General features: G+C 69.9%; 25 protein-coding genes and 1 pseudogene. 9 read left to right on the forward strand and 17 right to left on the reverse strand.

Translation table 11 applies throughout. The annotated features are described in order from the left end of the window. Positions 1-37 precede the first annotated feature (37 nt). The 4 genes and pseudogenes from ACWGIH_RS36400 to ACWGIH_RS36415 form a co-directional block, all read right to left on the reverse strand. A complete protein-coding gene (locus tag ACWGIH_RS36400) occupies positions 38-988 on the reverse strand; it encodes an RNA-binding protein (RefSeq protein WP_453449334.1) in 951 nt (316 codons plus the stop codon). Between the two features lie 241 nt (positions 989-1229). Continuing rightward, positions 1230-1409, reverse strand: a pseudogene (locus tag ACWGIH_RS36405) (YwqG family protein); the annotation flags it as partial. Positions 1410-1483: 74 nt separating this feature from the next. Beyond that, the gene (locus ACWGIH_RS36410; protein ID WP_453449335.1) at positions 1484-1735 is read right to left on the reverse strand and encodes a hypothetical protein; all 252 of its coding nucleotides are present in this window, start codon (positions 1733-1735) and stop codon (positions 1484-1486) included. 4 nt (positions 1736-1739) lie between these two features. Continuing rightward, positions 1740-1910, reverse strand: coding sequence for a hypothetical protein (locus ACWGIH_RS36415; protein ID WP_453449336.1), 171 nt, complete (start codon positions 1908-1910; stop codon positions 1740-1742). Positions 1911-2044: 134 nt separating this feature from the next. Between ACWGIH_RS36415 and ACWGIH_RS36420 the strand changes: the two genes are divergently transcribed. Beyond that, entirely contained in the window at positions 2045-4003 is a 1959-nt protein-coding gene (locus tag ACWGIH_RS36420; protein WP_453449337.1) for an acyl-CoA dehydrogenase family protein, read from the forward strand. A 73-nt stretch (positions 4004-4076) separates the two neighbouring features. On the opposite strand, the gene ACWGIH_RS36425 is transcribed toward ACWGIH_RS36420, so the two are convergent. Both ACWGIH_RS36425 and ACWGIH_RS36430 read right to left on the reverse strand, forming a co-directional pair. Beyond that, entirely contained in the window at positions 4077-4616 is a 540-nt protein-coding gene (locus ACWGIH_RS36425) for an SMI1/KNR4 family protein (protein ID WP_453449338.1), read from the reverse strand. A gap of 128 nt (positions 4617-4744) precedes the next feature. Continuing rightward, entirely contained in the window at positions 4745-5311 is a 567-nt protein-coding gene (locus ACWGIH_RS36430) for a TetR/AcrR family transcriptional regulator (protein WP_453449339.1), read from the reverse strand. Positions 5312-5422: 111 nt separating this feature from the next. On the opposite strand from ACWGIH_RS36430, the gene ACWGIH_RS36435 reads away from it, so the two are divergent. Next, positions 5423-6433, forward strand: a complete 1011-nt coding sequence (locus ACWGIH_RS36435) for an NADP-dependent oxidoreductase (RefSeq protein ID WP_453449340.1) — start codon at positions 5423-5425, stop codon at positions 6431-6433. 270 nt (positions 6434-6703) lie between these two features. On the opposite strand, the gene ACWGIH_RS36440 is transcribed toward ACWGIH_RS36435, so the two are convergent. Next, complete coding sequence (locus tag ACWGIH_RS36440) at positions 6704-7081, reverse strand: nuclear transport factor 2 family protein (RefSeq protein ID WP_053663874.1); 378 nt, start codon at positions 7079-7081, stop codon at positions 6704-6706. 67 nt (positions 7082-7148) lie between these two features. Continuing rightward, positions 7149-7832 carry an alpha/beta fold hydrolase gene (locus ACWGIH_RS36445; RefSeq protein ID WP_453449341.1) on the reverse strand — a complete coding sequence of 228 codons (684 nt, stop codon included), beginning with the start codon at positions 7830-7832 and terminating at the stop codon, positions 7149-7151. Positions 7833-7999: 167 nt separating this feature from the next. Between ACWGIH_RS36445 and ACWGIH_RS36450 the strand changes: the two genes are divergently transcribed. Continuing rightward, the gene (locus ACWGIH_RS36450; RefSeq protein ID WP_453449342.1) at positions 8000-8254 is read left to right on the forward strand and encodes a hypothetical protein; all 255 of its coding nucleotides are present in this window, start codon (positions 8000-8002) and stop codon (positions 8252-8254) included. Positions 8255-8260: 6 nt separating this feature from the next. On the opposite strand, the gene ACWGIH_RS36455 is transcribed toward ACWGIH_RS36450, so the two are convergent. The 6 genes from ACWGIH_RS36455 to ACWGIH_RS36480 form a co-directional block, all read right to left on the reverse strand. After that, on the reverse strand, positions 8261-8722 hold the full coding sequence (locus tag ACWGIH_RS36455; RefSeq protein WP_453449343.1) for a hypothetical protein: 462 nt from the start codon (positions 8720-8722) through the stop codon (positions 8261-8263). A 156-nt stretch (positions 8723-8878) separates the two neighbouring features. Continuing rightward, positions 8879-9781 (reverse strand): Gfo/Idh/MocA family protein, encoded by a 903-nt coding sequence (locus ACWGIH_RS36460; protein WP_453449344.1) that lies wholly within the window; start codon positions 9779-9781, stop codon positions 8879-8881. A 261-nt stretch (positions 9782-10042) separates the two neighbouring features. Beyond that, positions 10043-11263 (reverse strand): ROK family protein, encoded by a 1221-nt coding sequence (locus ACWGIH_RS36465; RefSeq protein WP_453449345.1) that lies wholly within the window; start codon positions 11261-11263, stop codon positions 10043-10045. Between the two features lie 119 nt (positions 11264-11382). After that, positions 11383-12249 (reverse strand): carbohydrate ABC transporter permease, encoded by an 867-nt coding sequence (locus ACWGIH_RS36470; protein WP_453449378.1) that lies wholly within the window; start codon positions 12247-12249, stop codon positions 11383-11385. Between the two features lie 80 nt (positions 12250-12329). Then, on the reverse strand, positions 12330-13313 hold the full coding sequence (locus ACWGIH_RS36475) for a carbohydrate ABC transporter permease (protein WP_453449346.1): 984 nt from the start codon (positions 13311-13313) through the stop codon (positions 12330-12332). 61 nt (positions 13314-13374) lie between these two features. Further along, complete coding sequence (locus ACWGIH_RS36480) at positions 13375-14781, reverse strand: ABC transporter substrate-binding protein (protein ID WP_453449347.1); 1407 nt, start codon at positions 14779-14781, stop codon at positions 13375-13377. Positions 14782-14917: 136 nt separating this feature from the next. On the opposite strand from ACWGIH_RS36480, the gene ACWGIH_RS36485 reads away from it, so the two are divergent. From ACWGIH_RS36485 to ACWGIH_RS36500, 4 genes are all read left to right on the forward strand, one after another. After that, on the forward strand, positions 14918-15964 hold the full coding sequence (locus tag ACWGIH_RS36485; protein WP_453449348.1) for a zinc-dependent alcohol dehydrogenase: 1047 nt from the start codon (positions 14918-14920) through the stop codon (positions 15962-15964). A 79-nt stretch (positions 15965-16043) separates the two neighbouring features. Next, on the forward strand, positions 16044-16844 hold the full coding sequence (locus ACWGIH_RS36490; protein ID WP_453449349.1) for a sugar phosphate isomerase/epimerase family protein: 801 nt from the start codon (positions 16044-16046) through the stop codon (positions 16842-16844). Then, a complete protein-coding gene (locus tag ACWGIH_RS36495; protein ID WP_453449350.1) occupies positions 16772-18226 on the forward strand; it encodes an MGH1-like glycoside hydrolase domain-containing protein in 1455 nt (484 codons plus the stop codon). Before ACWGIH_RS36490 ends, ACWGIH_RS36495 begins: the two co-directional genes overlap by 73 nt. Then, on the forward strand, positions 18223-20211 hold the full coding sequence (locus ACWGIH_RS36500; protein ID WP_453449351.1) for an amylo-alpha-1,6-glucosidase: 1989 nt from the start codon (positions 18223-18225) through the stop codon (positions 20209-20211). The genes ACWGIH_RS36495 and ACWGIH_RS36500 overlap by 4 nt, the downstream gene beginning before the upstream one ends. Positions 20212-20276: 65 nt before the next feature. Here ACWGIH_RS36500 and ACWGIH_RS36505 read toward each other — a convergent pair whose 3' ends face one another. Then, positions 20277-21080, reverse strand: a complete 804-nt coding sequence (locus ACWGIH_RS36505) for a methyltransferase domain-containing protein (protein ID WP_453449352.1) — start codon at positions 21078-21080, stop codon at positions 20277-20279. Positions 21081-21481: 401 nt separating this feature from the next. Next, positions 21482-22792 (reverse strand): lipase family protein, encoded by a 1311-nt coding sequence (locus ACWGIH_RS36510; protein ID WP_453449353.1) that lies wholly within the window; start codon positions 22790-22792, stop codon positions 21482-21484. Between the two features lie 364 nt (positions 22793-23156). Between ACWGIH_RS36510 and ACWGIH_RS36515 the strand changes: the two genes are divergently transcribed. Further along, complete coding sequence (locus ACWGIH_RS36515) at positions 23157-24068, forward strand: MmyB family transcriptional regulator (RefSeq protein WP_453449354.1); 912 nt, start codon at positions 23157-23159, stop codon at positions 24066-24068. Here the strand turns inward: ACWGIH_RS36515 and ACWGIH_RS36520 are convergent. After that, the gene (locus ACWGIH_RS36520; protein ID WP_453449355.1) at positions 24041-24805 is read right to left on the reverse strand and encodes a class I SAM-dependent methyltransferase; all 765 of its coding nucleotides are present in this window, start codon (positions 24803-24805) and stop codon (positions 24041-24043) included. The two genes, ACWGIH_RS36515 and ACWGIH_RS36520, sit on opposite strands and share 28 nt — an antisense overlap. A 78-nt stretch (positions 24806-24883) precedes the next feature. Here ACWGIH_RS36520 and ACWGIH_RS36525 point away from each other — a divergent pair, with 78 nt between their 5' ends. Next, positions 24884-25552 (forward strand): hypothetical protein, encoded by a 669-nt coding sequence (locus ACWGIH_RS36525; RefSeq protein ID WP_453449356.1) that lies wholly within the window; start codon positions 24884-24886, stop codon positions 25550-25552. Positions 25553-25588 lie beyond the last annotated feature (36 nt).

A 25588-nucleotide genomic window follows, 5' to 3' on the forward strand; every position in this document is an offset into this window, starting at 1 on the left:
CGATCGGCGCTCTCCGCCAGCGATGGCTGACACCAGGTCACCACCTGGCACGCAGCACGCCGTCGCTGTCGGGCAGAGCGGCACAGAGCAACGGATGACGTTCGTCGACGTCCATGGGCAAGGCGAGGGCCGCCCGCATGCCGGCTGACAGGGCGGCAAGCTCCTGGTACTCGCTGTCATCGACGAGCACGTGACTGATCCTCCCGTCCCGCGCCTCCCAGACGAACTCCACCGTTCCCTCCTCGGGCAGCGCCGCGAGAACCGCGCCGACATCAGGGTCCAGGTCGGGCCAGACGGTCAGCAGGGCGCGCGGGCTGAAACCGGCGCGCACCTCGTCGAGGTTGGCCGCCGTGAGGCGGTGCCAGCGTGCGGCATTGCCGACGAAAGCCTCCTCCAGGAGCAACGTCTTCCGTGCGGCCAGTTCCGTGCGCACACGCGCCCAGAAGCCCTCGTCGGCTGCCTCCGTCACCTCTGATTCCTCGAAGCTCGCAGCGTAAGGCGAGGCCGTCATCGGCTCAGCGAAGAGACCTAGCTCCCGAGTGCGGGCCACTGCGTCACCGCAGGGCTGATCGGTACCCACGTACACGTACTGGTCCCACCCGACATGCACGGTGAACACGTCCTCCACCTCCAGCCGACACCAGGCGCCCTGGTCGCGGAGCATGGCCCGGACCAGCTCCAGAGCGACGGAAAGGGAGATCTCGGCCCCGTCGTGGAAGCCGGTGAGGTCGGGCGGGAAGAGCCCGGCGAGGCCGTGCCCCTCGACCGGCGGCTCCAGGCCGAAGTGCACGAAGCCGGTGACCGCGGGCTCGCGGATCTCCAGCCGCTCGACGCCCGAGGCCGCCGCGAAGGCGGCTATTGCCGCCAGATACGCCGCCTCGACCGGCCCGTGGTCGCAGGCCGTGTCCTCCGCACCGGTGTAGTGACCGCGCTCGTCGCGGTCGGCGGGGTCGTACTTGGTGATCCGGTGGACGAAGGCTGGCGGCACACTGCTCCCTGGACGATGGGGCCTCCAGCCTAATGACCCTGTCTCCCTCAGCTCCACGCCGTTGAGCCCAAACTCGCCCCCACGCCCCTGTCCGCCTCAGCTCCCCGCCGTCAACGCCAAGCGCCGGAACAGTGCCCTGCCGATCAGCTGCACTGCCAGGTGAACATCGCCCGGTCGAAGCGCGCTGGGCCAGGTCTGTGGGGCGGATGAGCCAGTACTGCGTGCCGGCGTCGCCCCACATCATGGCGGCGTCGTCGTCGCCGGCGAACTGGGCCAGCAGTACCCACTCGCTGATCTCCTGATCGAGCGCCAGGGCGTCGCAGGCCGTGGCCTCGCCGAGGACCGCTTCGGCCACCTCGATCTCCACCAGGTTCTGGTTCGCGTGCGCATGACCGCCTATTTGGTGCCCCGGTCGGAGCACTGCGATTGGTTCTGGTAGCGCTTTCCCAGCTGGGCTCCGGGGGCGAAGGCGTCTCGGAGGCGAGGATGCCAGGGCTAGGCCGCGGTCAGGCCGGGCCGGGCGGTGAGCAGTAGCTGCGGATACGGCTGCAATCCCTGGGGCGCGGCACGCTCGACCGGCGTCTCGTCGGGGGATGTGTACAGGGCGCGAGCGCCTGCCCAGCTCTCGCGATCCTCCACCAGCACCAGCGCGTCGCCGTCGTCCACCTGTCCGTCGAAATGGAAGAACGACAGCGTCCCCTCGGATGGGAGGTCGATGTCCAGCGCGGCGAGGGTGCGGCAGACCACCGAGTCAGCCCACCACAGTGCTCACTCCCCCGGCTGTCGCTCCCCCGGCCGCGTCGAGCCCGGCACCATCGAGCCCGGCAGCCGGACGGAGCAGGCTCACCCATCGCTCGGCGACGTCGGAGGACAGGTGGTGGCGGGCGAGCGTACGCAGGGCGTCGAGTGAACCGAATGTCATACGCCCGATCATGCACCGCCCCACTGACGATGCCGTCCCGTCGACGGCTCCGCCCGTCGGGCGGCCTCAACGGCGGCAGCGCAGATGGCCCAGGCGACCGATTTGATCGTCCTACGCGCGGGTAGCAGGGCGACATGGTCACCGAAACCTTTGCTTCCCCGAGCGGCTACGCGCAGCCCACCATCGACATCCAGGCTCTCGCCGAGCTGCTCGACGGCGAATACGCCGAGGTCCGCGATCTGGTGCGCACCAATCTGACGACGTACGCAGGCGTACTGGACGAAGCGGAGGAGCTCGGCTTCGACGAGTTCCGCGAGCGGGTGCGTGAGCTCGTCGTCGAGATGGCGGCGACGGGCCAGACGGGCATGGGCTTTCCGAAGGAGTACGGCGGGGGCGGCGACATCGGTGCGTCGATCGCCGCGTTCGAGACGCTCGCGTTCGGCGATCTGTCGGTGCTGGTGAAGGTCGGCGTGCAGTTCGGGCTCTTCGGCGGTGCGATCCTGCACCTGGGCACCAAGCGTCACCACGAGGCCTACCTGCCGCGCCTGATCACCGGGGAGCTGATGGGGTGCTTCGCGATGACCGAGACGGGACACGGCTCCAATGTCCAGGCGCTCGGCACGGTGGCTCGATACGACGCCGACAGCCAGGAGTTCGTCATCACCACCGGCGGGGACGAGGCCAGGAAGGACTACATCGGCAACGCGGCCCGGCACGCCGAGCTGGCGGTGGTCTTCGCCCAGCTCGAGGTGGACGGAAAGCGCGAGGGTGTGCACGCGTTCGTCGTGCCGATCCGTGTCGACGGTGATGTGGCCCCCGGCGTCCGGATCGAGGACGACGGCCGCAAGATGGGCCTCAACGGCGTGGACAACGGCCGCATCTGGTTCGACGGCGTACGCGTGCCACGCGAGGCGCTGCTCAACCAGTTCGCCGACGTCACTCCTGAGGGCGCCTACCAGAGCCCGATCGACAACCCCGACCGCCGATTCTTCACGATGCTCGGCACGCTGGTGCAGGGGCGGGTCAGCGTCGGCGGCGGTGCCATCAACGCCGCCAAGGTCGCCCTGGCGATCGCCACCAAGTACGCCGAGCGCCGACGGCAGTTCCAGGCCGCCTCGGACACCGAGGAGCAGGTGCTCCTCGACTACGGCATGCATCAGCGCCGGCTGCTCCCGCTCATCGCCCGCACCTACGCGCTGCACTTCGCCCAGGACGTCGTCCGCACACAGCTGCACGAAGTCTTCTCCGGCGGCAATGACGACGAACTCGCCCGACGGGAACTGGAGGCACGGGCCGCAGGCACCAAGGCACTTGGCACCTGGCACGCCACCCGCACGATCCAGGAGTGCCGCGAGGCCTGTGGGGGTGCCGGTTACCTCGCCGTCAACCGCTTCGCCGCCCTGAAGGCCGACAGTGACGTCTTCGCGACGTTCGAGGGCGACAACCACGTGCTGCTCCAGCTGGTGGCGAAGGGCTTGCTCACCCACTACGCCAGCGAGTTCGAGAACCTGGACCAGCTCGGCATGGTCCGCTACGTCACCAATCTCGCCGTCGAAACGGTCATCGAGAAGACCTCGGCCCACAAACTGCTCGAGCGGGTACGCGACTTGCTGCCCGGCGGCGACGAATGGGACCAGGAAGCAGGCCTGTTCGACTCGGAGTATCAACTGGCCATGCTCCGCTTCCGCGAGGAGCACATGCTCGCCGGTGTCGCACGTCGGCTCAAGCGCGGAATGGACCAGAAGACCCACCCCGGCGTCGTCTTCTCCCAGGTGCAGGACCATGTCATCGCGGTGGCCCACGCCCACGTGGAGCGGCTGGTGCTCGAAGCCTTCGTCGACAAGATGCGCCAGTTGCCCGACAGCGACAACAAGGTCGCACTGGGGCTGCTGTGCGACCTCTTCGCCCTCTCCACCATCGAGGCGGACCGCGCCTGGTTCATGGAACACGGCCGCCTGACGACACAGCGCTCCAAGGCGATCCGCCGCGAGGTGAACGACCTGTGCCGCAAGATCCGCCCCCTCGCAACCGACCTAGTCGACGCCTGGGGTATCCCGCCCCAGCTGCTGCGCTCGCCCGATCTGGTGGGGTGACCGGGTGCGGCCTTGGTGAACCCCCTTGCCGCTGTATCGCCTCTCAAGGCACTCCGACGGGCCGTCCGTGACGTCAGAGGACGTCGTCGTTGGAGTCGAACTGGTGCTGCTGAGGGGGAAAGTCGTCGAAGTAGACCGTGTCGGCTTCGCCGGTGAGCACCAGGAGGAGGAACTGCGTGCAGGGGTGAGGGTGGTGCTCCCATTCCGGGCCACGGCCCTCGTTGAACAGGGTGGTCCACTCCTCCGGCCTCTGTCCCGGGCGGCGCAGCCAGTACAGCATGGCGCCGCTGCCCTCGCTGTAGGCCCAGGGCAGCACCTGAGCCCCGTCGTCTTCCCGCAGTTGCGGTGGCCTGGGCTCGGTTTCCCACAAGTTCGCCAGGATCTCCGCGCGCGCCCCGGCCTCGTCAACGAGGTTGTAGTCCTTGTCGGGGCATTCGGGGTCCAGAAGCCAGATCTCCTCGTCGAAGATTCCGCCTCCGTAGGCCTCGACGAGTTCCTTGTAGTCCTGTGGCAGGGCCGTGCCGAGTTGCTGCTCCACGGTGACCCAGTCCCGTGGACGGCGAGGCCCCGGAGGCGGAACGAGCGCGGTGAGACGTTCGACGGTGGATTGCATCCGGGCTCCTGCTCGGGTGGGTGGGGATGGAGTCCGGGCGATCTGCGGGTGCCGCACCCGCGGGCCTGCTTCGCGGGTCCGCAGGCGCGACGGCCACCCCCGGAGGGCGAGCACCGAGAGCTACGTTCCTACTCGGCATCGCCGCCCCGCGCCGTCGTCAGGATGGCGCTCACCACCACCTCGAAGAGGTGATCGGCGCTCGGCGCGAGCGAGGGTTGATCGCCGGTCCAAGCGAGCATGGCCACCAGCGCGAACAGATCGGCGCCATCGATGTCCCTCCGCGCCACGCCCGCCGTCTGAGCACGCGTGAGAAGCCGTGCACCGGCCGCGCGCAAGGTCACGCACGATGCGTGCAGTGCGGATTCGGCGTCCTCGATGGCGGCTGCCATCAGCACGGTCACGCCTCGGTACTCGGTCGTCCACGCGACACAGTCGCGGAGCCAGGAGACGAGAGCGTCCTCGGGCGGACTCGACGTCTCGAGCGCGCACGCCTTCGCCGTCAGTTCGTCGAAGCTCGTGCGGAGCAGGGCGTCGAGCAGCGCCTCGCGCGTCGGGAAGTGCCGCAGCAGCGTGGCGAGCCCGACATCCGCCCTGCGCGCGATGTCGCGCAGGGACACGTCGACGCCTTGCTCGGCGAGGGCGGTGCCCGCTACTGAGAGCAGGTGGTCGCGGTTCTTCCTGGCGTCGGCCCGCATGGGTCCCCTTGACTATCCGGATCACTGGTCCATATATTCGGATCAGTGGTCCATTTATGTGGATCGCTGATCCGTATAAGCGTATCCCGCGGCGTGAACAGGAGTAGAACGATGCCGAGACACACGATGAGGGCAATCCGGCTCCACGAGCACGGCGGCCCGGAAGTTCTGCGTTACGAGGAGGTGCCGCTGCCCGAACCGGGGCCTGGCGAGGCACTCGTCCGCGTCCACGCGGTCGGCATCAACCCGCCCGACTGGTATCTGCGCGACGGCATGTCCAACCTGCCTCCCGAGACGAGGCCGAAGTTCGAACTGCCCGTGATTCCGGGGACGGACCTCTCGGGCGTCGTCGAGGCCGTGGCCCCGGACGTGCACGGCTTCTCCGTCGGTGATGAAGTCTTCGGTCTCCTGCGCTTCCCCAGCTTTGAAGGCAGCACCTATGCCGAGTACGTGGCCGCGCCCGCGTCGGACCTGGCACTCAAGCCGATCGGCATCGATCACGTGCACGCCGCCGGGGCGCCCATGGCCGGCCTCACCGCGTGGCAGTTCCTGATCGACCTCGGACACGATCACCCGTCGCCCTTCCAGGCGGCACCGCACCGTCCCACAGCGCTCGGCGCCGACACGACGGTGCTCGTCAACGGCGCCGCGGGCGGCGTGGGGCACTTCGCGCTACAGCTGGCGAAGTGGAAGGGCGCGCAGGTCATCGCGGTGGCATCGGGCGCACATGAATCGTTCCTGCGCGAGCTCGGCGCCGATCAGTTCATCGACTACACCAAGAGTCGCCCCGAGGAAGTCGTGCGTGACGTCGACCTCGTTCTCGACACCGTCGGCGGTCCCGACAGCAAGCGATTCCTGCGTACGCTCAAGCGAGGCGGCTCCCATTTCCCCGTATTCTTCGGCGAGTTCGACGAGGAAGAGACCCGGAAGCTGGGCGTCACGGTCACGGGCACCCAGGTCCGCTCGAACGGCGCGCAGCTCGCCGAACTGGGGCGCCTGCTCGAGGCCGGCACGGTCCGCGTGGCGGTCGACAGCACGTTCGGGCTCGCGGATGCCCGGGCCGCGCACGAACGGGCCGCCCGAGGGCATATCCGCGGGAAGATCGTGCTCACGGTCGCCTAGTGCTGTGACCGCGTAGGTTCGCCGGGTTGGTGGTCGTGACGGTTGGATGTGCGGTGACGTCCGTACGACCGCTGGAGGCGCGGTGGCTGACCCTGTCCGTGCCCCGACGTACTTGGCGCCCAACGCAAGGAACGCGCCCGCATCCGCAGCGAGAAGGGCATCCGCTGGGGCGGACGCCCCCTCAACGCCGCAGCCTGACCGACCGCGAACCTCAGCCCCGGACTGCCGAAAGGGACACGTTCACGAGAAGGACAGTGACAGAAGGACGATTCAGGAGGCGGACGGCTTGATCTCCCCCGCGAAGACGATGACCTGGTCGATGAGGCTCCGCCGCAGATGGACGACGTCCGTTCCGGCCAGGCGGGGGCCTCCATCCGGCGTGGTGAAGACCCACTGGTACCGGGCCCACTCGTCAGGCATGTCCACCGCTGAGCAGCGCACCATCGTGCCGGTCCCCGCCGGGTGGCGCCGGATGTCCAGCACGAACCGCTCGACCGCCGCGATCCCTTCGCTGCGGCCCAACGGCCCCCAGAAGACCACGTCTGAGGTCAGTGCCTGGGAGAGCAGGGCAGTCACATAGCTGTCGTCCGAGGCGTTGAACGCGGAGATGAACGTGTCGATCGCGGAGCGTGCCGTCTCTTCCTGCATGCCCCAGTAATACCAGCCGTTGCGCGTGCGCTCATCCCTCAGGTTCCGGCTCTTCGAGGAAGTGACGTCAGTGCTTGGCTGCCGCAGTCAGCATGTCCGCCAGTTCCCCGGGGCGACTGAGTGCGACGCAGTGGCTAGCCGCGATCTCGTCGGGGGTCACGTCGAGACGTTCCAGCGCGAGCCGCCGCTGGAACTCCGGCGGAAGGAAACGGTCCTCGGTGCACACCACGAACCTGGTCGGCACGGCCGGCCAGGCAGCGAGCGGCCACGGTTGGGCTGACGCGGCCGAGGACGGATGTGCCCGTTCCTTGCTCATCGCTTCCTCGGCGAGCGCGTGCGGGACGTCGTGGTAGAAGGAGACGTGCGGGTCGTCGCTGCCGGTGAGGCCGCCGTCCTGGTCTGCCTGGCGTCGCGCGGCCTCGGTGTAGCCGGTGTTGCTCCACCACTCGTCCGGTGTCTCACCTGGTGCGGGGATCATTCCGGCGACCAGGATCAGCGCCTCGGCCTGACGGCGGGCGGCGACCAGGGGCGCGGTGAACGCGCCGTACGAATGGCCCACGACCACGAGATCGCGACGGTCGCCGACTGCCTCGACCACGGCATCCGCGTAGTCGTCGAGCGTCAGCGAGTCATCGTCACCCGGAAGGTCCGGTGCCACGACCTCGTGCCCTCGCGCCCGCAGCTCCGCCTCGACCAGATGCCAGGACCAGCCGACGTCGCCGGCACCATGGATCAGCACGAATGTACTCACAGCAGGGCTCCCGTCCTGGGGGTGGCGATGACCGGACAACGGCACGTGGCGTCCACCCTTCCGCAGTCAGCGTCCCACCGATGGGCCCGCACATGTGAGCCGCGCAGCACGGGGTTACCTGCGCCCCTCCCGGCAAGGCCGGGCGCCACCGGGCCTAGGGTGGGGCCATGAGTGAGCAGGGGACGGGAATGGCGCACGGGGTGTGCACGGGCTGCGGGGGCAGCGAGGTGTACGAAGGGCAGGCCTACTACGGACAGGCCCTCCCGAAGGTACGCCTGAAGTTCGGGGCGCTCCGTGGGGAGACCGTGCCGACGTCGGCGCTGGTCTGCGCGAACTGCGGACGTCTGGAATGGCGCCTCCTCCTCGACAGCGACGCCAAGGACGGCATCCGGCAGCACTTCACCCACGTACCGCCCAAGTAGCGTCGCTCAAGCGGGCGCGGTCGAGTGGTCCACCCGAAGCGTGAAGGCCCACAGCACCAGCGCTGTTTCCATCGCGCAGAGGGCGACGCCGAGGAGGACGTGCGCGGCGAGCGAACCCTCCAGGCCAAGGGCGGTCTGGGTGAAGGTGGCCAGCAGGATGCCGATGGTTGCCATGAGTGGCCACGTCAGCCCGCGGTTGCGGCGCCACAACAGGGCGGCCGACGCGACCTGAAGGCACACCAGGAGCTCGAAGACGTAGGCGTTGACACCGTGCGGGTCGATCGACTGCACGTCGCCGTTCAGCAGCATCCCGGCCAGCAGGCCCTGCACCAGGGTGTCCAGACAGGCGAGGGCCGCCACCACCCGCAGCAGGGCGACCGTGCCTCGGCCCTTCACGACCCGGGCCGTCACGGCCGCCGCGTCCGTCCCCGCGTGGGAGGGCGCACCCTCGGCAGAGGTGTCCTGCATCGAAGTCCCCAGTTCTTTCGGCTAGTTGCCCTTCCGGATAACTGTCCGACGATGCGGCGCCCTGGTTCGTGAGGTCCGTTGTTTGTGAGGTCCCTGGTTTTGAGATCCTTGGTTTGTGAGGTCTCCTGATCGTCCGCGCCTCGACGTTCGCGGGGTCTACGCGCGGGCGCTGTCGAGCAGCCGTTGGATGTGCAGGCCGTGGGCCGCGTCGATTCCCGTGCCGTGGCCGGTACGGACCGCGGTGGCGAACTCGCGGCGCAGGATGGGCCAGCACTCCTCATGGTCGATGTCGGCCGTGTCGTAGACCAGTTCTTCACCGGGCCCGAAGAGCTCCACGCGGGTCCTGGCGCGTGGGAGGTTCACGCTGCCGGACAGGGACGCCTGACTGACCGCGCCGTTCTCGTGTTCGCAGGTCAGCTCGATCCAGCGTGTGGGGTCGCCCGTGGCGCGTACGGAGACGATCGGTGCGACCGCGGTGTCGAGCAGGTCCAGGATGTGCGGGCCGAGGTCGAGCAGCGCGCCGTGTTCGAGCCGCCAGGCGGTGGCGAAGTCGCCCTCCAGGAAGGCTCCGTGGAGGTAGCACGAGCGTGCAGCGGTCACCTCGCGCGTCGCCGCTTCGGCGAGGAAGGCGCGGGTGGCCGGGTGGTATCGCTTGGTCAGGACGAGTTGCGAGATCACCTGGTGCTCGGCGACGGCGTCCGCGACGGCGCGGGCGGCTTCCAGGTCGGCGCCGAGCGGCTTCTCCAGGAGCAGGGCGCGTCCCGCCGCCGCGGCGCGCGGAGCCAGAGCGGCCTGAACGGCGGGAGGCACCGCGAAGGCCACCGCCTCGCACATGTCGAGGAGCTCCTCGAAGGAGGCGGCGGCCGGAGCACCGTACGCCGCGGCGACTTCGGCGGCTGCCTCGGGGCGGCGCGCCCAGACCGCGGCGAGCGTTGTCTCGGGACCGGCGGCCAGCATGCGGGCGTGCATGGCGCGGGCCCAGGGGCCGGCACCCACGAGCCCCACGCGGACGGGCGTGTGGGGCCAGGCGGCGGAGGGGTCGGGGGTGGCGTGGGACATGGTGCTTCTCCGTGAGTGAATCGTGCTTCTTCGTGGGTGAATCGTGCTTCTCCGTGGGTGGGCAGGTGTCGTCGGGAGTAGGGGGTGGACAACACCCGCCGCCCCGCGGCGAGTTGCGGCGCGGCGCGGGCTTTTCCGGCGGTGGCATGGCCGGGCCTCACCCCGGCGGGACGGTGGTACCACCAGCGGGACCGTGTCTGCCCGGAAACGTCACGCCACACAAGCCGCGTCCGGCCGGCACGCGCAAAACCGGTTCGCGTTTCACCCCGTCGTGTCCGGCGCCAGGAGCTCCGCGAGCCGCGCGTCCGCCATGTTCGGGGCATAGAGGTGTTCGACGACCATGAGGGTGGCTCCCATCAGGGCGGCGTGGTCGCCCAGTTCAGAGGTGACGACCTGGAGGTGGGAGGTGGTGCGGGGCATGGCGCGCTGATAGAGGAGTTCGCGTACGCCGGTGAGGAACGGAGTGCCGGCCAGGTCGCCGGTGAGGACCAGGACGCCGGGGTTCAGCAGGGTGACGACGGTGACCAGGACTTCACCCACACGCTGGCCCGCCTCTCGGGCGAAGCGCACGGCGTCCGGATGGCCGGTGGCGAGATGGGCGCGGACGTCCGAGCCGGAGGCGGTGGGCACGCCGGCGGCCGTGAGCTGTCTGGCGATGGCGCCACCCGAGGCGACCGCGGCGAGGCAGCCGTAGGAGCCGCACATGCACAGGGCGTCCGGGCGGTCGTGCAGCCGGATGTGGCCGATGTCGCCCGCGCCGCCGTCGATGCCCCGATAGACCTCACCGCCGACGATGACGCCCGCGCCGATGCCCGTGGAGGCCTTGATCAGAACGAAGGCACTGCAGTCGGGATGGCCGGCGCGCTGCTCCGCCAGAGCCATCAGGTTGGCGTCGTTGTCGACGTAGACGGGCGGAGGCGGAGGCCCCGCGTCAGCCGCCGGGACGACGTGCTCGGACCATGCCTCGCGCAGGCGTTCCCGTACGGGAAAGCGGTCCCAGCCCGGCATGATCGGCGGCTGCACGATCTGGGCCGTCTCCCAGTCGACGGGACCGGGTACGGACAGGCCGATGCCGCAGATGCGCGAGGCGTCGACACCGGCCTCGGCGAGCAGCGGGGCGAACCAGCGGGCCAGCTCGTCGAGGACGCGGTCGGGTCCGTCGCCGATGAGGAGGGCGCCGCTGTGCTCGGCGAGGACGTTGCCCACCAGGTCGAGCACGGCGACCCGCGCGTGCCGCGTCTCCAGGTCCGCTGCGATCACCGCGGCGTGCGTCGGGTCGAACTCCAGGCGTACGGAGGGCCGTCCGCCGGTGGAGGCGCCCGTCGCGTCGCGCAGCCAGCCGGCCGCGAAGAGCTGATCGAGCCGGTGGCCCACCGTGGAGCGGGAGAGCCCGGTTGCTTGCTGGAGCGCTCCGCGCGTGGTGGCCTCGCCGCTGCGGATGAGCTGCAGCAGGTGCCCTGCGCTGGCCTGGTTTCCTGCCATGCCCGCTGTCCCCGTCCTGTCCTGTTGGATCCGTGCGTGTGGTGCGTGTGGTGCGTGTGGTGCGTGCCGTCGGCCGGTCGAGCCGTACGGCTGTCTGCTGCCGCCGTGCTGAGCCGGTGTCAGCCCTTGTCGGCGCCACTGGTCAGGCCCTCGGTGAGGAGCCGTTCGGCGGCGAAGAACAGGAGTACCACGGGGATGGTGAGGATGACCGACCCGGCCATCAGTACGGTCTTGGACACCTCGATGCCGTTGGCCAGCTGCTGCAGTCCCAGCGAGACCGTCCACTTGTCGGGCTCGGCGGCCAGGAAGAGGAGGGCGAAGAGGAATTCGTTCCAGGCGATCATGAATACGTAGAGCCCGGTGGCCATCAGGGTCGGTGTGGCGAGCGGCAGGATGATCTTGCGGACGGTCTGCAGCCGTGAGGCCCCGTCGATGGCCGCCGCTTCCTCGATGCTGTACGGGATGGTGACGAAGTAGTTCTTGAGCATGTAGATCGAGACGGGGACGGTCTGGGCGATGTAGACGATGGCCAGACCGACCAGGCTGCCGGAGAGCCCCATCTTGGCGAACATGACGAAGAGCGGCACGGCGAGCAGTGTCGCGGGGAACAGGTAGACGGCCAGGAAGACGGCGCTGATGTGACGGTTGCCGAAGAACTTCAGCCGGCTGACCGCGTAGGCGCCGGGCACCGCGGCGGCCAGGGTGAGCAGGACCGTGGCGATGGCGACGAGTGCCGAGTTGAGCAGCATGCCGAGGAATCCCTGGCCGCCTTCGGAGGACGGCTTGAGCACGTTCTCGTAGGTGCTCAGGGTGAAGTCCTTGGCCGAGACCCAGAGGTTGCCCGGGTCGAGCAGCAGCGCGTCGATGGGCTTCACCGACAGCATGAGCATGTAGTAGAAGGGCACGATCGTGATCGCGGCCAGGAACGCGATCACGAACCAGCGCAGGACTCCGAAGAGGCGCTCCTCGAATTGTGCGCGGGTCAGGCGGGTTGAACCGCGCCGCGGTGGGGGCAGGGGGCGCTCCGGCCGCTCGGTCCGTTCACGGGTGATCGTCTGGGTCCGGGTCATGCCGATTCCTCCTGCACCTTCTTGCCGAAGAACTTGAAGTAGATGCCCAGGAGGGCCATGAGGGCGACGGCCAGGACCAGTGCCTGTGCGGATGCGGCGCCGACGTCGAAGCGTGAGGTGAGGAAGTCGTAGACGCGTACGGCCACGACGTCCGTGCCGGAGCCGCCGCCGGTGAGCAGGTAGATGTCGTCGAACTTGTTGAACGTCATGATGAAGCGCAGGACGGAGAGCAGCGCGATGACGGGCATCAGTTGCGGCAGCAGGATGTGGCGGAAGCGCTGGGTGAGGGTGGCGCCGTCGACCTCCGCGGCCTCTTCCAGGCTGCTGGGCACGGCCTGGAGGCGGGCGAGCATGAAGAGGAAGGCGAAGGGGAAGTAGCGCCAGGTCTCGAAGGCGATGACGGTGAGCAGCGCCAGGGGGATGTCGAAGTGGAAGCCGAACACGCCCACTTCGTAGGAGCGGGTGGAGAGGAAGGCGATCGGGTCGTCCCAGCCGAAGAGCTTGTGGCCCCATTCGTTGACGATGCCGAACTGGGGGCTGAGCGCCACTTCCCAGACGAAGGCGACGGCGACCACGGGCGCGACGTACGGCAGGAGCATCGCGGCGCGCAGGATGCCCCGGCCGCGGAACGGCTTGCGCAGGGCGAGGGCCGCGATCAGGCCGAGGACGACGGAGCCCGCGGTGGCGCCGACGGTGTAGACCAGCGTGGTGCCCAGGCTGCTCCAGAAGCCGGGTGAGCCGAAGACCTGCTCGAAGTTGTCCAGGGTCCAGCGTCCGAAGAGGCCGTTGTCCTGGATGTTGACGAGCTTGGCGTGCTGGAAGGCGAGCAGGACGGTCCACAGGATCGGCAGGATCACCACGACCAGGACCACCAGGAAGGTGGGGGTCACGAAGGCGAGTCCGGCGCGGTTCTCACGCGTGCTGGAGGACTGGGGTCGGTGGTCGCGGCGCTTCTTCGCGCCGCTCTGGAGTGTGCTCATGGATGGGTTACCTCGAAGAAGGAGCGCCTGGAGGAGCGCGGAGAGGGGCGCTTGCGGCTGGCTACTGGAGGGACTTCTGGAGCGCGGCCACCTCGTCGTTGGCCTCCTTGGCGGCTTCGTCCGGCGAGATCTGACCGCTGGTCATCGCGCCGATGGCCTTGGCGACGGGCAGCTCTCCGTTGGTCGCGCCCACCAGTGCGCCCTGTCCCTCGGTGAGGCCCCAGCGCTTCATGTTGCCCACGCCCGCGACGAGCCGGTCCAGGAGCTCCGGCGGATAGGCCTTCTGCATGGAGGCGCGGCGGTCGACGCCCCTGACGCTGGAGCGCCAGGCCCGGTCGAAGGTGCCGGGCTCGCTCTTCGTGCCGGTACGGACCGGGATCTTGCCCTCGGGTGCCATGCCGAACCAGTCCTCGTAGCCCTTGCTCATCATGTACTCGATGAACTTGCGCGAGGCGCCGCTCTCGGCGGTCTTGGTGACGGCCCAGGAGGTGATCTCGCCGAACTGGGCGGGTTCCTTGCCGTCGGGGCCCTGCAGGGCGGTGATCACCTTGGTGTTGCGGGCCAGGAACTCGGGGTCCTTCTTGCACTGCGGGCAGCTGGGCAGCGCGTCCGAGCGCAGGCCGGCCATCTCGTCGAGCAGGAAGGACGACCAGATCATCATCGAGGACTTGCCGGCGAAGTAGGTGGCGCGGGTGGTGTCCACGCTCTGGGTGCCGGAGGCGCCGTGTTCGCGCGCGAGGTCGTCGTACGCGGCGAAGGCCTTGCGGCACTGGCGTGAGTCGAGGGCGGGTGTGCCCGCCGGGTCGACAAGTCGGCAGTCGTTGGCCAGGGCGAGGTCTTCGAAGCTCTGCTGCGTGAAGACGTCCGAGGGGTCGGTGGCGGCGGACATGCCCGCCCTGCCGTCCTTGTCGAGGGCGGCGGCGGCCTTCATGGCGGTCGCGTAGCTGTCGGGCGCCTTCAGGCCCGCCTCGGCGAAGAGGTCCTTGCGGTAGACCAGCAGTTGGAGCCAGGCGTCGGAGGGGACGCCGAGGCGGGTGCCGTGGTCCTCGGTGAGGGACAGGGCGTTGGCGTTGAAGGTGCCCGGGTCCAGGTCCTGGACGATCTGGTCGGCGACCTTGGTGTTCAGCAGGCCGTTGCCGTACATCTGCCAGACCTGCCCCATGGGGACGGCGCCGATGACGTCGGGGAGCTTGCCGGACGCGGCCGCCGACATGATCAACTGCGGTAGCTGCGCCTCGTCCACGCCGACCAGGTCGACCTTGACTCCCGTCTCCTTCTCGAAACGGCTGACGATCTTCTCGGTCGCCGCCATCCGGGGAGGCAGGTTCTCCTGCGACCACACCGTGATCGTGTTGTCGGCCTGCCGTTCGGCGGTGGAACTGCCGGAGCAGCCGGCGAGCAGGCCAGCGGCCAAGGTCGCGGCGAGCCCTAGGCGGGCCGCCCTCGACCGCCGGGTTTTCATCAACATGCTGTGTCCTCACGCCACTCACGCACTTTTCCCGAGCATCTCAGCATCACTTTTGCGTGTTGACAAGACATAACTCTGAGATATCTTCGACGTAAGTCATCGAGATACACCCATTCCCAGCAGCACCGGAGCTCCCGTGGAACGCGTCGTCCAGTTCACCGGCCCCCGCCAGGTCGAAGTAGCCGAGCACGAGAGTGCCGCGCTGCCCACCGGACATCTGCGGGTGCGCACCCGCTACTCCGGCATCTCCGCGGGCACCGAACTCACCGCCTACCGGGGCACGAACCCCTATCTGACGCGGACCTGGGACGCCGAGGCGCGGATCTTCCGGGACGGCGCGGCGGGCATCGAGTACCCGGTCGCCGGGTGGGGCTACTCCGAGGTCGGCGAGGTCACCGAGGTCTCCCCCGAACTCCTGGGGACGCCGGGCATGCCGGCCCGCGGCGACCTGGTCTGGGGCATCTGGGGCCACCGCAGCGAGGGCATCGTCCCGGCCGAGCGCATGATCGGCCACACCCTGCCCTCCGGCCTCGAACCACTGGCCGGGGCCTTCGCCCGGGTCGGCGCCATCGCGTACAACGCGGTGCTCGCCGCCGACATCCACCTCGGCGAGGACGTGGCGGTCTTCGGCCAGGGCGTCATCGGTCTGCTCACCACCCGCCTCGCCCAGCTCAACGGCGCGCGCGTCACCGCGGTCGACGCCCTGGACGGACGGCTCGCCACGGCCCGTGAGTACGGCGCGCGGCACACTCTCAACGCCCGCACCGACACCGTCGCCGAACGCATCCGCGAGGCCACCGGTGGCACGGGCGCCGACGTCGCCATTGAGATCAGCGGCGTCTACCCGGCCCTGCACGAGGCACTGCGGTCGGTCACCGTCGGCGGCCGCGTGGTGGCTTCCGGCTTCTACCAGGGCGACGGCGCCGGCCTGCGCCTGGGCGACGAGTTCCACCACAACCGGGTGCAGCTGATCTGCTCCCAGATCGGCGGGGTCCCCCCGCAGCTGGCCGGACGGTGGACCGTCGAGCGACTGCAGCAGACCTTCCTGTCGCTGGTGGCCGAAGGCCAGGTCGACGTGAAGTCCCTGGTCAGCCATGTCGTCCCGGTGGCGGACGCCGCCGATGCCTACGTGCTGCTCGACGAACGCCCTGCCGACGCCCTGCAGATCGTGTTGGAGTTCTGAGCCCCGCCCCCTCGTTCGGCACACGAGCAGTCACCCAGACACACCAGATCGCTGACCGTCAGCGCTGAAAGGCTTCACCATGCTGAAAACCGCCTGCCAGGAACAGCTCCTCCCGGGCGACACGCTCCAGGAGAAGTGGGCGTTCGCGCAGGACGCCGGCTACGACGCCGTCGAGCTGCGCTCCAAGGGCGACTTCCACTTCCGCGCACGCCTTCCCGAGCTGAAGCAGGCCGCCGCCGAGGGCGTGGTCATGCCGACCGTCTGCGTCGACATGCTGCACTTCTTCGCCGCGTTCGACGACGACCTGCGCCGCGACGCGTTGGAGCAGATGAAGTCACAGCTCAGCGTGGCGGCCGAGATCGGCGCGCTCGGCGTGCAGACCCCGGCCTCGTACGGCATGTTCTCGCGCAGGCTGCCGCCCTTCGAGCCGCCGCGCTCCGAGCAGCAGGATCGCGAGGTGCTCCTTGCCGGACTGGCCGAACTCGGCGAGCACGCCCGCGCCGAAGGCGTCACCCTCTACCTGGAGCCGCTCAACCGCTACGAGGACCACATGGTCAACCGCCTTGACCAGGCCGCCGACTTGATCCGCACCGTGGGCCTCGACTCCGTGCGCATCGGCATCGACAGCTACCACATGAACATCGAGGAATCCGACCCGGCCGCCGCCATCCTCGCCGCCGCCCCCTACATCGGGCACGCCCAGGTCAGCGACTCCAACCGGTTCCAGCCGGGAGCCGGTCACCTCGACTGGCCAGCCTGGCTCGGCGCCCTGCACACCATCGGCTTCGAGGGTTACCTCGCCGCCGAATGCCGGCTGACCGGCGACCCCGTCGAGGCGGTGCGCTCCGTCCCCGCGTTCCTGCGGAGGTCCGGCGCGTGACCTCGCTGCTCGAAACCCCCGTGCCCGCCGCAGCCGATGACCTGACCCTTCGGCGCGGCGCGGCACGGGTCCTGCTCCGCAACTGGACCGGCATCTCCACCGTTCCCTCCCGCGGCCTGTACCCGCACCAGTGGAGCTGGGACTCGGCCTTCATCGCGATCGGCCTGCGCCACCTCTCCGTACGCAGGGCCCAGCGCGAGCTGGAGAGTCTGCTGGGCGCCCAGTGGGACGACGGACGCGTTCCCCACATCGTCTTCAACCCGCTGGTACCGCTGGACGCCTACTTCCCCAGCCCCGACTTCTGGCGCTCCTCCACGGCCGGCGCCGCCGCCGGAGCACCCGCGCACACCGAGACCTCCGGCATCGTGCAACCGCCTGTCCACGCTCTGGCCGCCTGGCTCGTGCACGAGGCCGACCCGCGGGCCTCGCGCCGCCGGCGCTTCCTGCCCCGCCTGTACGGCCGGCTCGCCGCCTGGCACGACTACCTCACCGGCCCGCGCGACCTCGGCCGCGGGGGGCTCGCCGCCATGGTGCATCCATGGGAGCCCGGTATGGACAACAGCCCTTGCTGGGACGGCCCGTTGGCGCGCATCGACCCCGTGGCCCCCGGCTCCTACCGACGAGCCGACCTCGACCACGGGCAGCCCGCCGAACGCCCCACCGACCTGGACTACGGACGCTATGTGCGGCTGGCCACCGACTACCGCGACAGCGGCTACGCGGACGGGGGCGATAACCACGCCTTCGCCGTCGAGGACCCTTGCGTCAACGCCCTGCTGATCGTCTCCGAACACGCCCTCGCCAAGATCGCCGCCGAGATCGGCGCGAATCCGGCCCCGCACGAAGAGCGGGCCGCCCGCCTGACGAGCGCGCTGGTCGAGCGCCTCTGGTCGCCGGCCGACGGCATGTTCCTCAACCGCGACCTGATCAGCGGCGAACTCATCGCCGAACGCAGCATCGCGGGCCTGGTGCCGCTGATCGTCCCCGCACTCCCCCAGGCCGTCGTCGAAACCCTGCTCACCACAGCGGCAGGACCCGGCTTCCGGCTCGGCTCGGTGCCCATGGTGCCCAGCTACGCCTTCGACGGGCCCGCCTTCGACCCTTCCCGCTACTGGCGCGGGCCGGCCTGGTTCAACACCAACTGGCTCCTGGAACGCGGCCTGCGCCAGTACGGGCAGCCCCGCACGGCGGACGCGCTGCGCACGGCCATGCTCGGAGCCGCGGGCGCCAGCGGTTTCGCCGAGTACGTGGACCCGGTCACCGCCCGGGCCCGCGGCACCCGCGACTTCGGCTGGACAGCGGCCCTCACCCTCGATCTGCTGGCCGGTCAGCGGCCGGCGGATCCCGGCCACTCAAGCCCCTCGAACGGAGCGCGTACGTGAACGGTGCAGCGGACACCACCCTGATCCACGGCGGCACCTTCGCCGTCCTGGGCGCCGACGGAGGACTGACCGGCCGCGGCGGCTCCGCACCCGACGGCCTGTTTCACCGCGACGCACGCCATGTCAGCCGCTGGACCCTGACGGTCGACGGCACCGCGCCCCTCGTGCTCGTCCCCTCCGCCGGCGAGGTGTCCGCCCAATGTGCGCTCACCCCGCCGGGCACCCGCGACGAGCCCCCGGCCTACACGGTCTTTCGCGAACAGGCCCTCGCGGAAGGGGCCTTGACGGAATCCATCCAGCTGGTCAACAACCGCCCGTCCCCGGTCACCACCGTTCTTGGTCTGATCGTGGACGCCGACTTCGCCGATCAGCTCGAACTCCGCTCCGACAAGCGGCACTACGCCAAGGACGGCGCCCGGCGCACCGCGACTGTCCGATCCGACGGCGTCACCTTCACCTACGAGCGCGACGACTGGCTCGCGCGCACCACGGTGTCGGCTGCCCCCGCCCCGACGAACGTGGAGGCCGTGGGGACGGAGGGGACCATGGGGGCGGAGGGGACCACGGGGACGCCGGAAAACACCGCCCACCGGCTGGAGTGGCGCGTCGAGTTGCCCGCACACGGCACCGCCCAACTGCTGCTGACGGCCACGGCACAGGCCCCCGGCGCACCGGTGACCGCCACGGTCGGCACGCCGTCCCAGGCCGCCACCGAACTGGCCGCCGACCGGGCGGACTTCGTCGGCGCACCGCTGCCGATGCCACCGGACGCCCCCGACGGACTGGCCGCCGCGTGCGCGCGAGGGCTGAGCGACCTGGCGTCGCTGCGGGTCTCCGCGCCCGGCCCGGACGGAGAGAGCGTGCGCGTGCCGGGCGCCGGAGTCCCTTGGTTCCTGTCGCTCTACGGGCGGGACTCGCTGCTCACTTCCCTCTTCGCGCTGCCCTACCGGCCTCAGCTGGCGGCGGGCACGCTCAGCGCTCTGGCCGCGACGCAGGGCACCGAGTACGACGCCTTCCGCAACGAGCAGCCGGGCCGCATCGTCCACGAGATCCGGCACGGCGAGCTGGCCCACTTCCACCAGGTGCCCTACGGCCGTTACTACGGCTCGGTGGACTCCACCCCGCTCTTCCTGGTGCTCCTGGACAGCTACACGCAGGCGACCGGCGACCACGGCCTCGCCCTGCGCCTGGAGAAGCAGGCACGGGCCGCCGTGGCCTGGATGTTCGGTGACGGCGGTCTGGACGATCGCGGCTACCTGGTCTACTCGCCCGATCCCCGGGGTCTGGTCAACCAGAACTGGAAGGACTCCGCGGGGGCGATCTGCTTCCTTGACGGCACACAGGCCGAAGGGCCGATCGCGGTCGCCGAAGCTCAGGGCTACGCCTACGACGCGCTCGTACGGACCGCGCGGCTCGCCCGATCACTGTGGGACGACGCCCCCTACGCCGACCGGCTCGACGAAGCAGCGGCCCAGCTGCGAGAGCGCTTCGCACGCGACTTCTGGATGGCAGGACCCGACTTCCCGGCTCTCGCGCTGGACGGCGAGGGCAGGCACGTCGACTCCCTGGCTTCGGACGCCGGTCACCTCCTGTGGTCCGGCATTCTGGACGCATCGCAGGCCCGCCGTGTGGGCCAACGCCTGCTGGAGCCCGACTTCTTCACCGGCTGGGCCATCCGGACGCTGGCCTCGGGGCAGCCCGCATACCACCCGCTCTCCTACCACCGCGGCACCTGTTGGCCCCACGACAATGCGGTGATCCTGCTCGGCCTCGCCCGCTGCGGCCTCACCCGCGAGGCACGCAGCATCGCCCACGGCCTTGTGGCCGCGTCCACACACCAGAACCACCGGCTGCCGGAGGTCATGGCAGGTTACGACCGCACGCAGCACCAGCAGCCCGTCCCCTACCCCCACTCCTGCTCTCCGCAGGCGTGGGCCGCGGCAACACCGCTGGCCGTGCTCACCGCCCTGAACGCTGTGTCGTAGTGAAGTGCCGTGGTGATGTGTCGTAGTGATGTGGCGTAGGGCTGTGTGGTAGCGGTCTGCGCCGGTCACGTCGCCGTCTGGATCCGCCCGGCACGGGAGATGAGGTGGAAGTGGCGGGCGATACGCCGATAGGGGTCGATCCGGCCTGCTTCCCACTCAGCCTGCAGCACCTGGGCGAAGTCGTCACCGGAGCTCTCGTCCTCGAGGTGGTCGGTGAACACCCGCACCCCGTACCACTGCAGCAGTTCCAGGTCGTGTTCGGCGAAGATCCGCAGGACCGTCGCTCGGTCCACGCCGCGACTGACCGTGCCGATGCTGTTGTCCTCGACGGGGCTGTGCAGCGCTTCCAGCGCGCCGCTCCAGTCGCGGGCCAGTCCTCGTCGTATGGCCAGGGCGTCGGCCTGATAGGCGAGGACGGAGATGATGCCGCCGGGTCGCAGACACTGTGCCAGCACGCGCAGCAGCGGAGCCGGGTCCTCGAGGTACATCAGTACGCCGTGGCACAGCACCGCGTCCCACCCGGTGCCGACCAGCCGCGGGGCTTGCTCGCCGAAGCCGCGACGGAAGGTGATGCTGCCCGGCGCGTCGTGGGCGTGCGGCAGCCAGGAGGAGCGAGCTCTGGCCAGCATGGCTTCGTCGGGGTCGAGCACGGTGACGTGGTGACCGCGCCGGGCCAGCATCCGGGCCTGGACGCCGGTGCCGCCGCCGACATCGAGCACCTGCTGCGGCGGCGCGTCCGGCAGGTGCTCGACCAGAGCGCGATCGACGAGCTGATGTCGGACAGCACCCCGGAGCGTACTGCTGCGGCGGGCGTAGCGGTCGGCGAGCGGTTCACCGGGACGGTCAGGCGTGGTCCAGGAGTTCATCATGAGGATCTCTGCATCTGAGGCGGGGGTGCGTCTCGCGCCGGGACGGCAGGGCAGGTGCAGCCCGTGGAGAGGGGCGAGGCTTCCGCCAGGGCGATGTGCGCTGCCCGCACCACGCAATGCTGATTGCTCGGCGACACACCTGGCCAACGAAGCGACGTTCCGCAGGAAACGGCCCAACTCCCGCCGAGCGATGGCCTATTGCCGAACGCGGGCCGCCCGCTGCAACGGGCTCGGCGGGTCGGGCGGTTCCATCAGCCCGGAGCGCGAGCCCGGCCGCGCACCTCGGCAGGCGTCTTGGCCCGCGGGAATCGGCGGCAGCTTCCTGGCTGTCGTCACCGCCGCCGCCTCTCCCCCACAGTCCGTGGACGGCGGCGAAGAGGCGGCGGGAGTGCACTGCCGGCTCAGGTTCCGCAGTTCCCCGATGCCGGCTCGCCGGCGAAGCGGCGGCCCAGCCATTCAAGTGCCGGGCCGTTGCCCTGGATTGCCGTTCCCACATGGGACTGCCCGGCGAAGGACTTCCACTCCACGGCGTTGCCCTTCGCGCACCAGTCGGCCCGCAGCTTCTGCCCGACCGCGTAGGGGATCGTCTCGTCCGCGTCGCCGTGGTAGACGAAGGTCGGCGCCGACGGGCGCTTGTCACCGATCAGTTGCCTGGCGATGGCCTTCTTCCACTTCGGCTGGTCCAGCGGGTTGGATGTGGTGACGTCCTCGATGGTCTTGCCGCGCCCTGCCTCCAGGACCGTGCCGACACACTCGTTGCGCACCACCTTGGCGAGCCTGCGGCCCTCTTTGGTGAGGTACTTGTCGAGTGCCAGGGACGGGTCGGCTGCGTTCTGACCGACGGCGGACATCAACAGATAGCCGGCGCTGTCCCCGCCTTCGAGCGATTCGGCGACCTTGGCGAGATCGGCGGGCACGCCACCGCTCGCCGTTCCCTTGACCTTCAGCTCGGGAGCGTACGTCGCGGCCATCTCGGCGGCCTTCGCGCTGGCGCCGCCGCCCTGCGAGTAGCCCATGATCCCGACGGGCGCGCCCGCGGAGACGCCGTACTTCGCCGCCTCCGGGTGCCGCTGCGCCGCGCGCGCCGCGTCGAGGACGGCGCTGCCCTGGGCCTTGGCGACCATGTAGGTGTGGTCCCCGGGGGTGCCGAGGCCTTCGTAGTCGGTGACGGCGACGGCGTAACCGCGGACCAGCGCGGCGTTCACGAGCGGCGCCTCAGCCGTCGTACCGCCCGGGAAACCGGCGGAGGGCGCGCACTTGTCGCCGAGGCCGACCGTGCCGACGGCGTAGGTGATCAATGGGCGCGGGCCGGTCTTGCCGTCGTCGGGGACGATCACGGTGCCGGAGACCGTGTTGGGCCGTCCGTCGGCGGTGGTCGACCTGTAGGTGATCTTCCAGGCCTTGGTGGGGGTGGGGACGCCCGGTGTGTACTGGAACGAGGACGGCTTCGAGCTCAGAATCCTGCCGGGGGTCTTCTTCTTGCCGGGGTGCTTCCTGGCCTGACCGTGGCCGTGGTGCTTGTCCTTGCCGTACTTCGCGGCGCCGAGGGCCTTCCCGGCGGCCCGCGTCGCCGAGTCGGCGGCGGTGGCGGCCTCCGGGGCACCGGCCGGCGCGTGCGTGCTCTGCGCGGCGGCGGACCCGGGGAGCCCGAGCACCGCCACCGCGAGGACGGCACTCGCGGCCACCGGTCGTCTGCGTAGGGCTGACATCATGCAGCTCTCCCAACTCTCCTGTGGGCAAGGGGGGTTGGCCAGCACCGTACTGACCCGTCAGTAATACGGCCAGAGATGTGCACGGCGCGGCGTCGCCGACCTTGCCGCCCGCGACTACGCCGAAGCCACCGCGGCCGGCGCATAACGCCTGATGGCAGCGGTGGTCCGGCCCCTGAGAACGGTCTTTGCCGTGGTGCCACCGAGCACTCCGCAGCACAAAAGATCTAGGAAATCGGGTGCGCGTGGTTATACGCTTTCTGGACCTTTCGGCGCCCTGGGCCACTCGCGGGCGTGCCCTGGGGCGGTCTGTCGGCGCCGCGAGATGGGCCACTTGCCGCACGACATCATGGGGGAAGGGTTCACAGTGAACAACAGAGAGGCCCAGCAGTACCTGCTGCGTCGCAAACGTGAGGCGATAGACCCGGTCGAGCTCGGCTGGCCCCAGCGTGCCGGACGGGGGCGCCGCGCCAAAGGCCTCTCACAGGTTCAGGTCGCGCAGGCCCTGCACGTGTCGGAGCGTACGTACGCGGCTCTCGAACGCGGCACCATCGCCTCGCCCACCCCGGATCTCCTGGACTCCGTGGCGCGATTGCTGCGCATGGAGGACCACGAGCGGTCGGCCCTCTACGTCTACGCCCTGGGGCACGAGCCGCCGACACCCATGGATCCCGCAGCGGGCACGAACGTGCCGAGCGCCTGGCAGAAGGCGGTGCGCAAGGTGACCGGGCAGCCCTGCTACATCAACGACGTCGCGTGGAACATTCTGGCGGCCAACGACGATTTCATCCGGATGTTCCCGCAGACACCCGGCAAGCCGCCCCGCCTGCCGGAACAGAACCTCATGCGGTGGATGCTGCTTCGGGAGGAAGCCCGCGAGCACCACTTGGTGGACTGGGAGGAGCGGTGGGCCAAACCGGTGGCCGCGAAGCTGCGGACGACGGTGGCCGCACACCCGGGGAACGAAGACCTCCGGCTCCTTGCCCAGGAGGTCAGCGACGACCCGGTCGCGGGGCCGATCTACCACGACCCCGACATCGCCTACGTGCAGCCCGACGGGGACGAACGGCCCATGCGGGACGCCGGTTTCGCCGCCCCGGAGGGCGCCCCCGACCTGCGGGACCTCTGCTGCGACCGGCACGCTCCCTCACAGCTGGGCAACGTGACGATGTGCACGGCTCAGCCCGACGCCTCCCCCGGAGCACGGTTCTTCTTCCTCGTCTTCGAGCCGTCGGCAGGTGCGTGCAGAGGTCAGCGTTCGCACCGACGGGCGAGGTGAACAGTGATGTCGGCGGCGACCTCGACCGTCTCCGGCAGGACCCGCGCGATGTGCCGCAGCACCTGCTTGCGCTCCGGGGGCGGCAGCATCAGATAGGCCGAGATGGTGGAGAGGTGGCCGACGTAGTCGCGAGCGCTCATCGTCAGGCGTCTGCGGATCATGGCCTGTCGGACGTCGGTGAACAGCGCGGTGTGTTGGAGCTCCGTACCCGGCCACTGCATGTCCTGCTCCGGAGGCGTCCCGTCCGGGGACGCAATCTGGTCACTCTCCAGGAACGGCGCGCGCGCCACCCGTACGGCTTCCCGCACGGCTGGGTCCGCCAGTTGGATCGGCCCGCCGAACGAGGCGAACACGCCCCCCGGCTCCAGGAGCGCGGCCACGCGTGACCAGCGACCCTCCGGTTTCGTCCAGTGCAGGGCTGCTGCCGCATACACCAGCCCGTACTTGTCGCCGGCTCGCAGGCCCTCGAACGCGGCCTGCACCGTCCGGACACGTGCCGGGACGTGCTTGCGCAGTTCGGCGAGCATCTCCCCATCGGGGTCGGTCGCGGTGACCGCGACGCCCCGCCGGGCGAACAGGCGGGTTGCCTTGCCTGTCCCCGCGCCGATCTCAAGGGCGGTGCGAACCGGCCGGCCCGCGTACGCCATCACCCTGTCGAACAGCTCCACGGGGTAGCCCGGCCGGAACCGCTCGTACGTCTCCGCGGTCGATCCGAAGCTCAGTGCGCGATCCGGCATACGGAGCATCCTGACACGCTCCCTCCTGGGTCACCGGCCGCCCGGAACACGACGCGCGCCTCGCTCTAGGGTGTCCCCATGGCCGAAAGTGACGCGAAGACCTTGCCGACAGTCCTGCCCGCCCACGCGATCGAGGTCGGCGCCGAGCCGCTGGACCGGCCGGCACGGAACTCGGTGGGCGGCCGGCCGTTCCTCGACGAGGCACAGCCATGGCCCGAGTGCTTCTGCGGCGAGCGGATGGCCCTGTTCTTCCAGCTCGACATACCCCTGGATGTGGAGCACTTCGGCGGAGACCACCTGCTGGTCTTCCACTGCCGTACGCACAACGACGCGTCCGACCCCCAGCTGTCCGCAGGTCGGCTCGTGCCCCGGTACTGGGATGCCCCGCAGCCGCCCCACCCCCGTCCGTTCTGGCGCGTGCTGCTCCAGCGTGCCGCCGAGCCGGTGTCCGAGACGGAACCATCACTGAGCCCGCTGCCCCTGACACTCAAGGCCTTCGTGGACACCCCTGACCGGCGGGGGCTCGGATCCCAGACGTTCAAGGTCGGCGGTACGCCGTCCTGGGCGCAGGAACCCGAGCACTACACGTGTGCGTGCGGGACTGAGCTCGCGTACGTCTGCCAGGTGCCCGAAGGCATGGAATTCGGCGGCGACACGGACGCCCTGTTCCTGGGCAACGAGATCTACCTGCTGGCGTGCCCGGGCCACTGCGATCCGGCCGCGGTCTGGCCGGTGAACCAGAACTGACCCCGGCCTCGCCGCGTCGCACCCCATCGCGTCGCC

It is taken from the genome of Streptomyces sp. NPDC054872 (genome assembly GCF_053610705.1).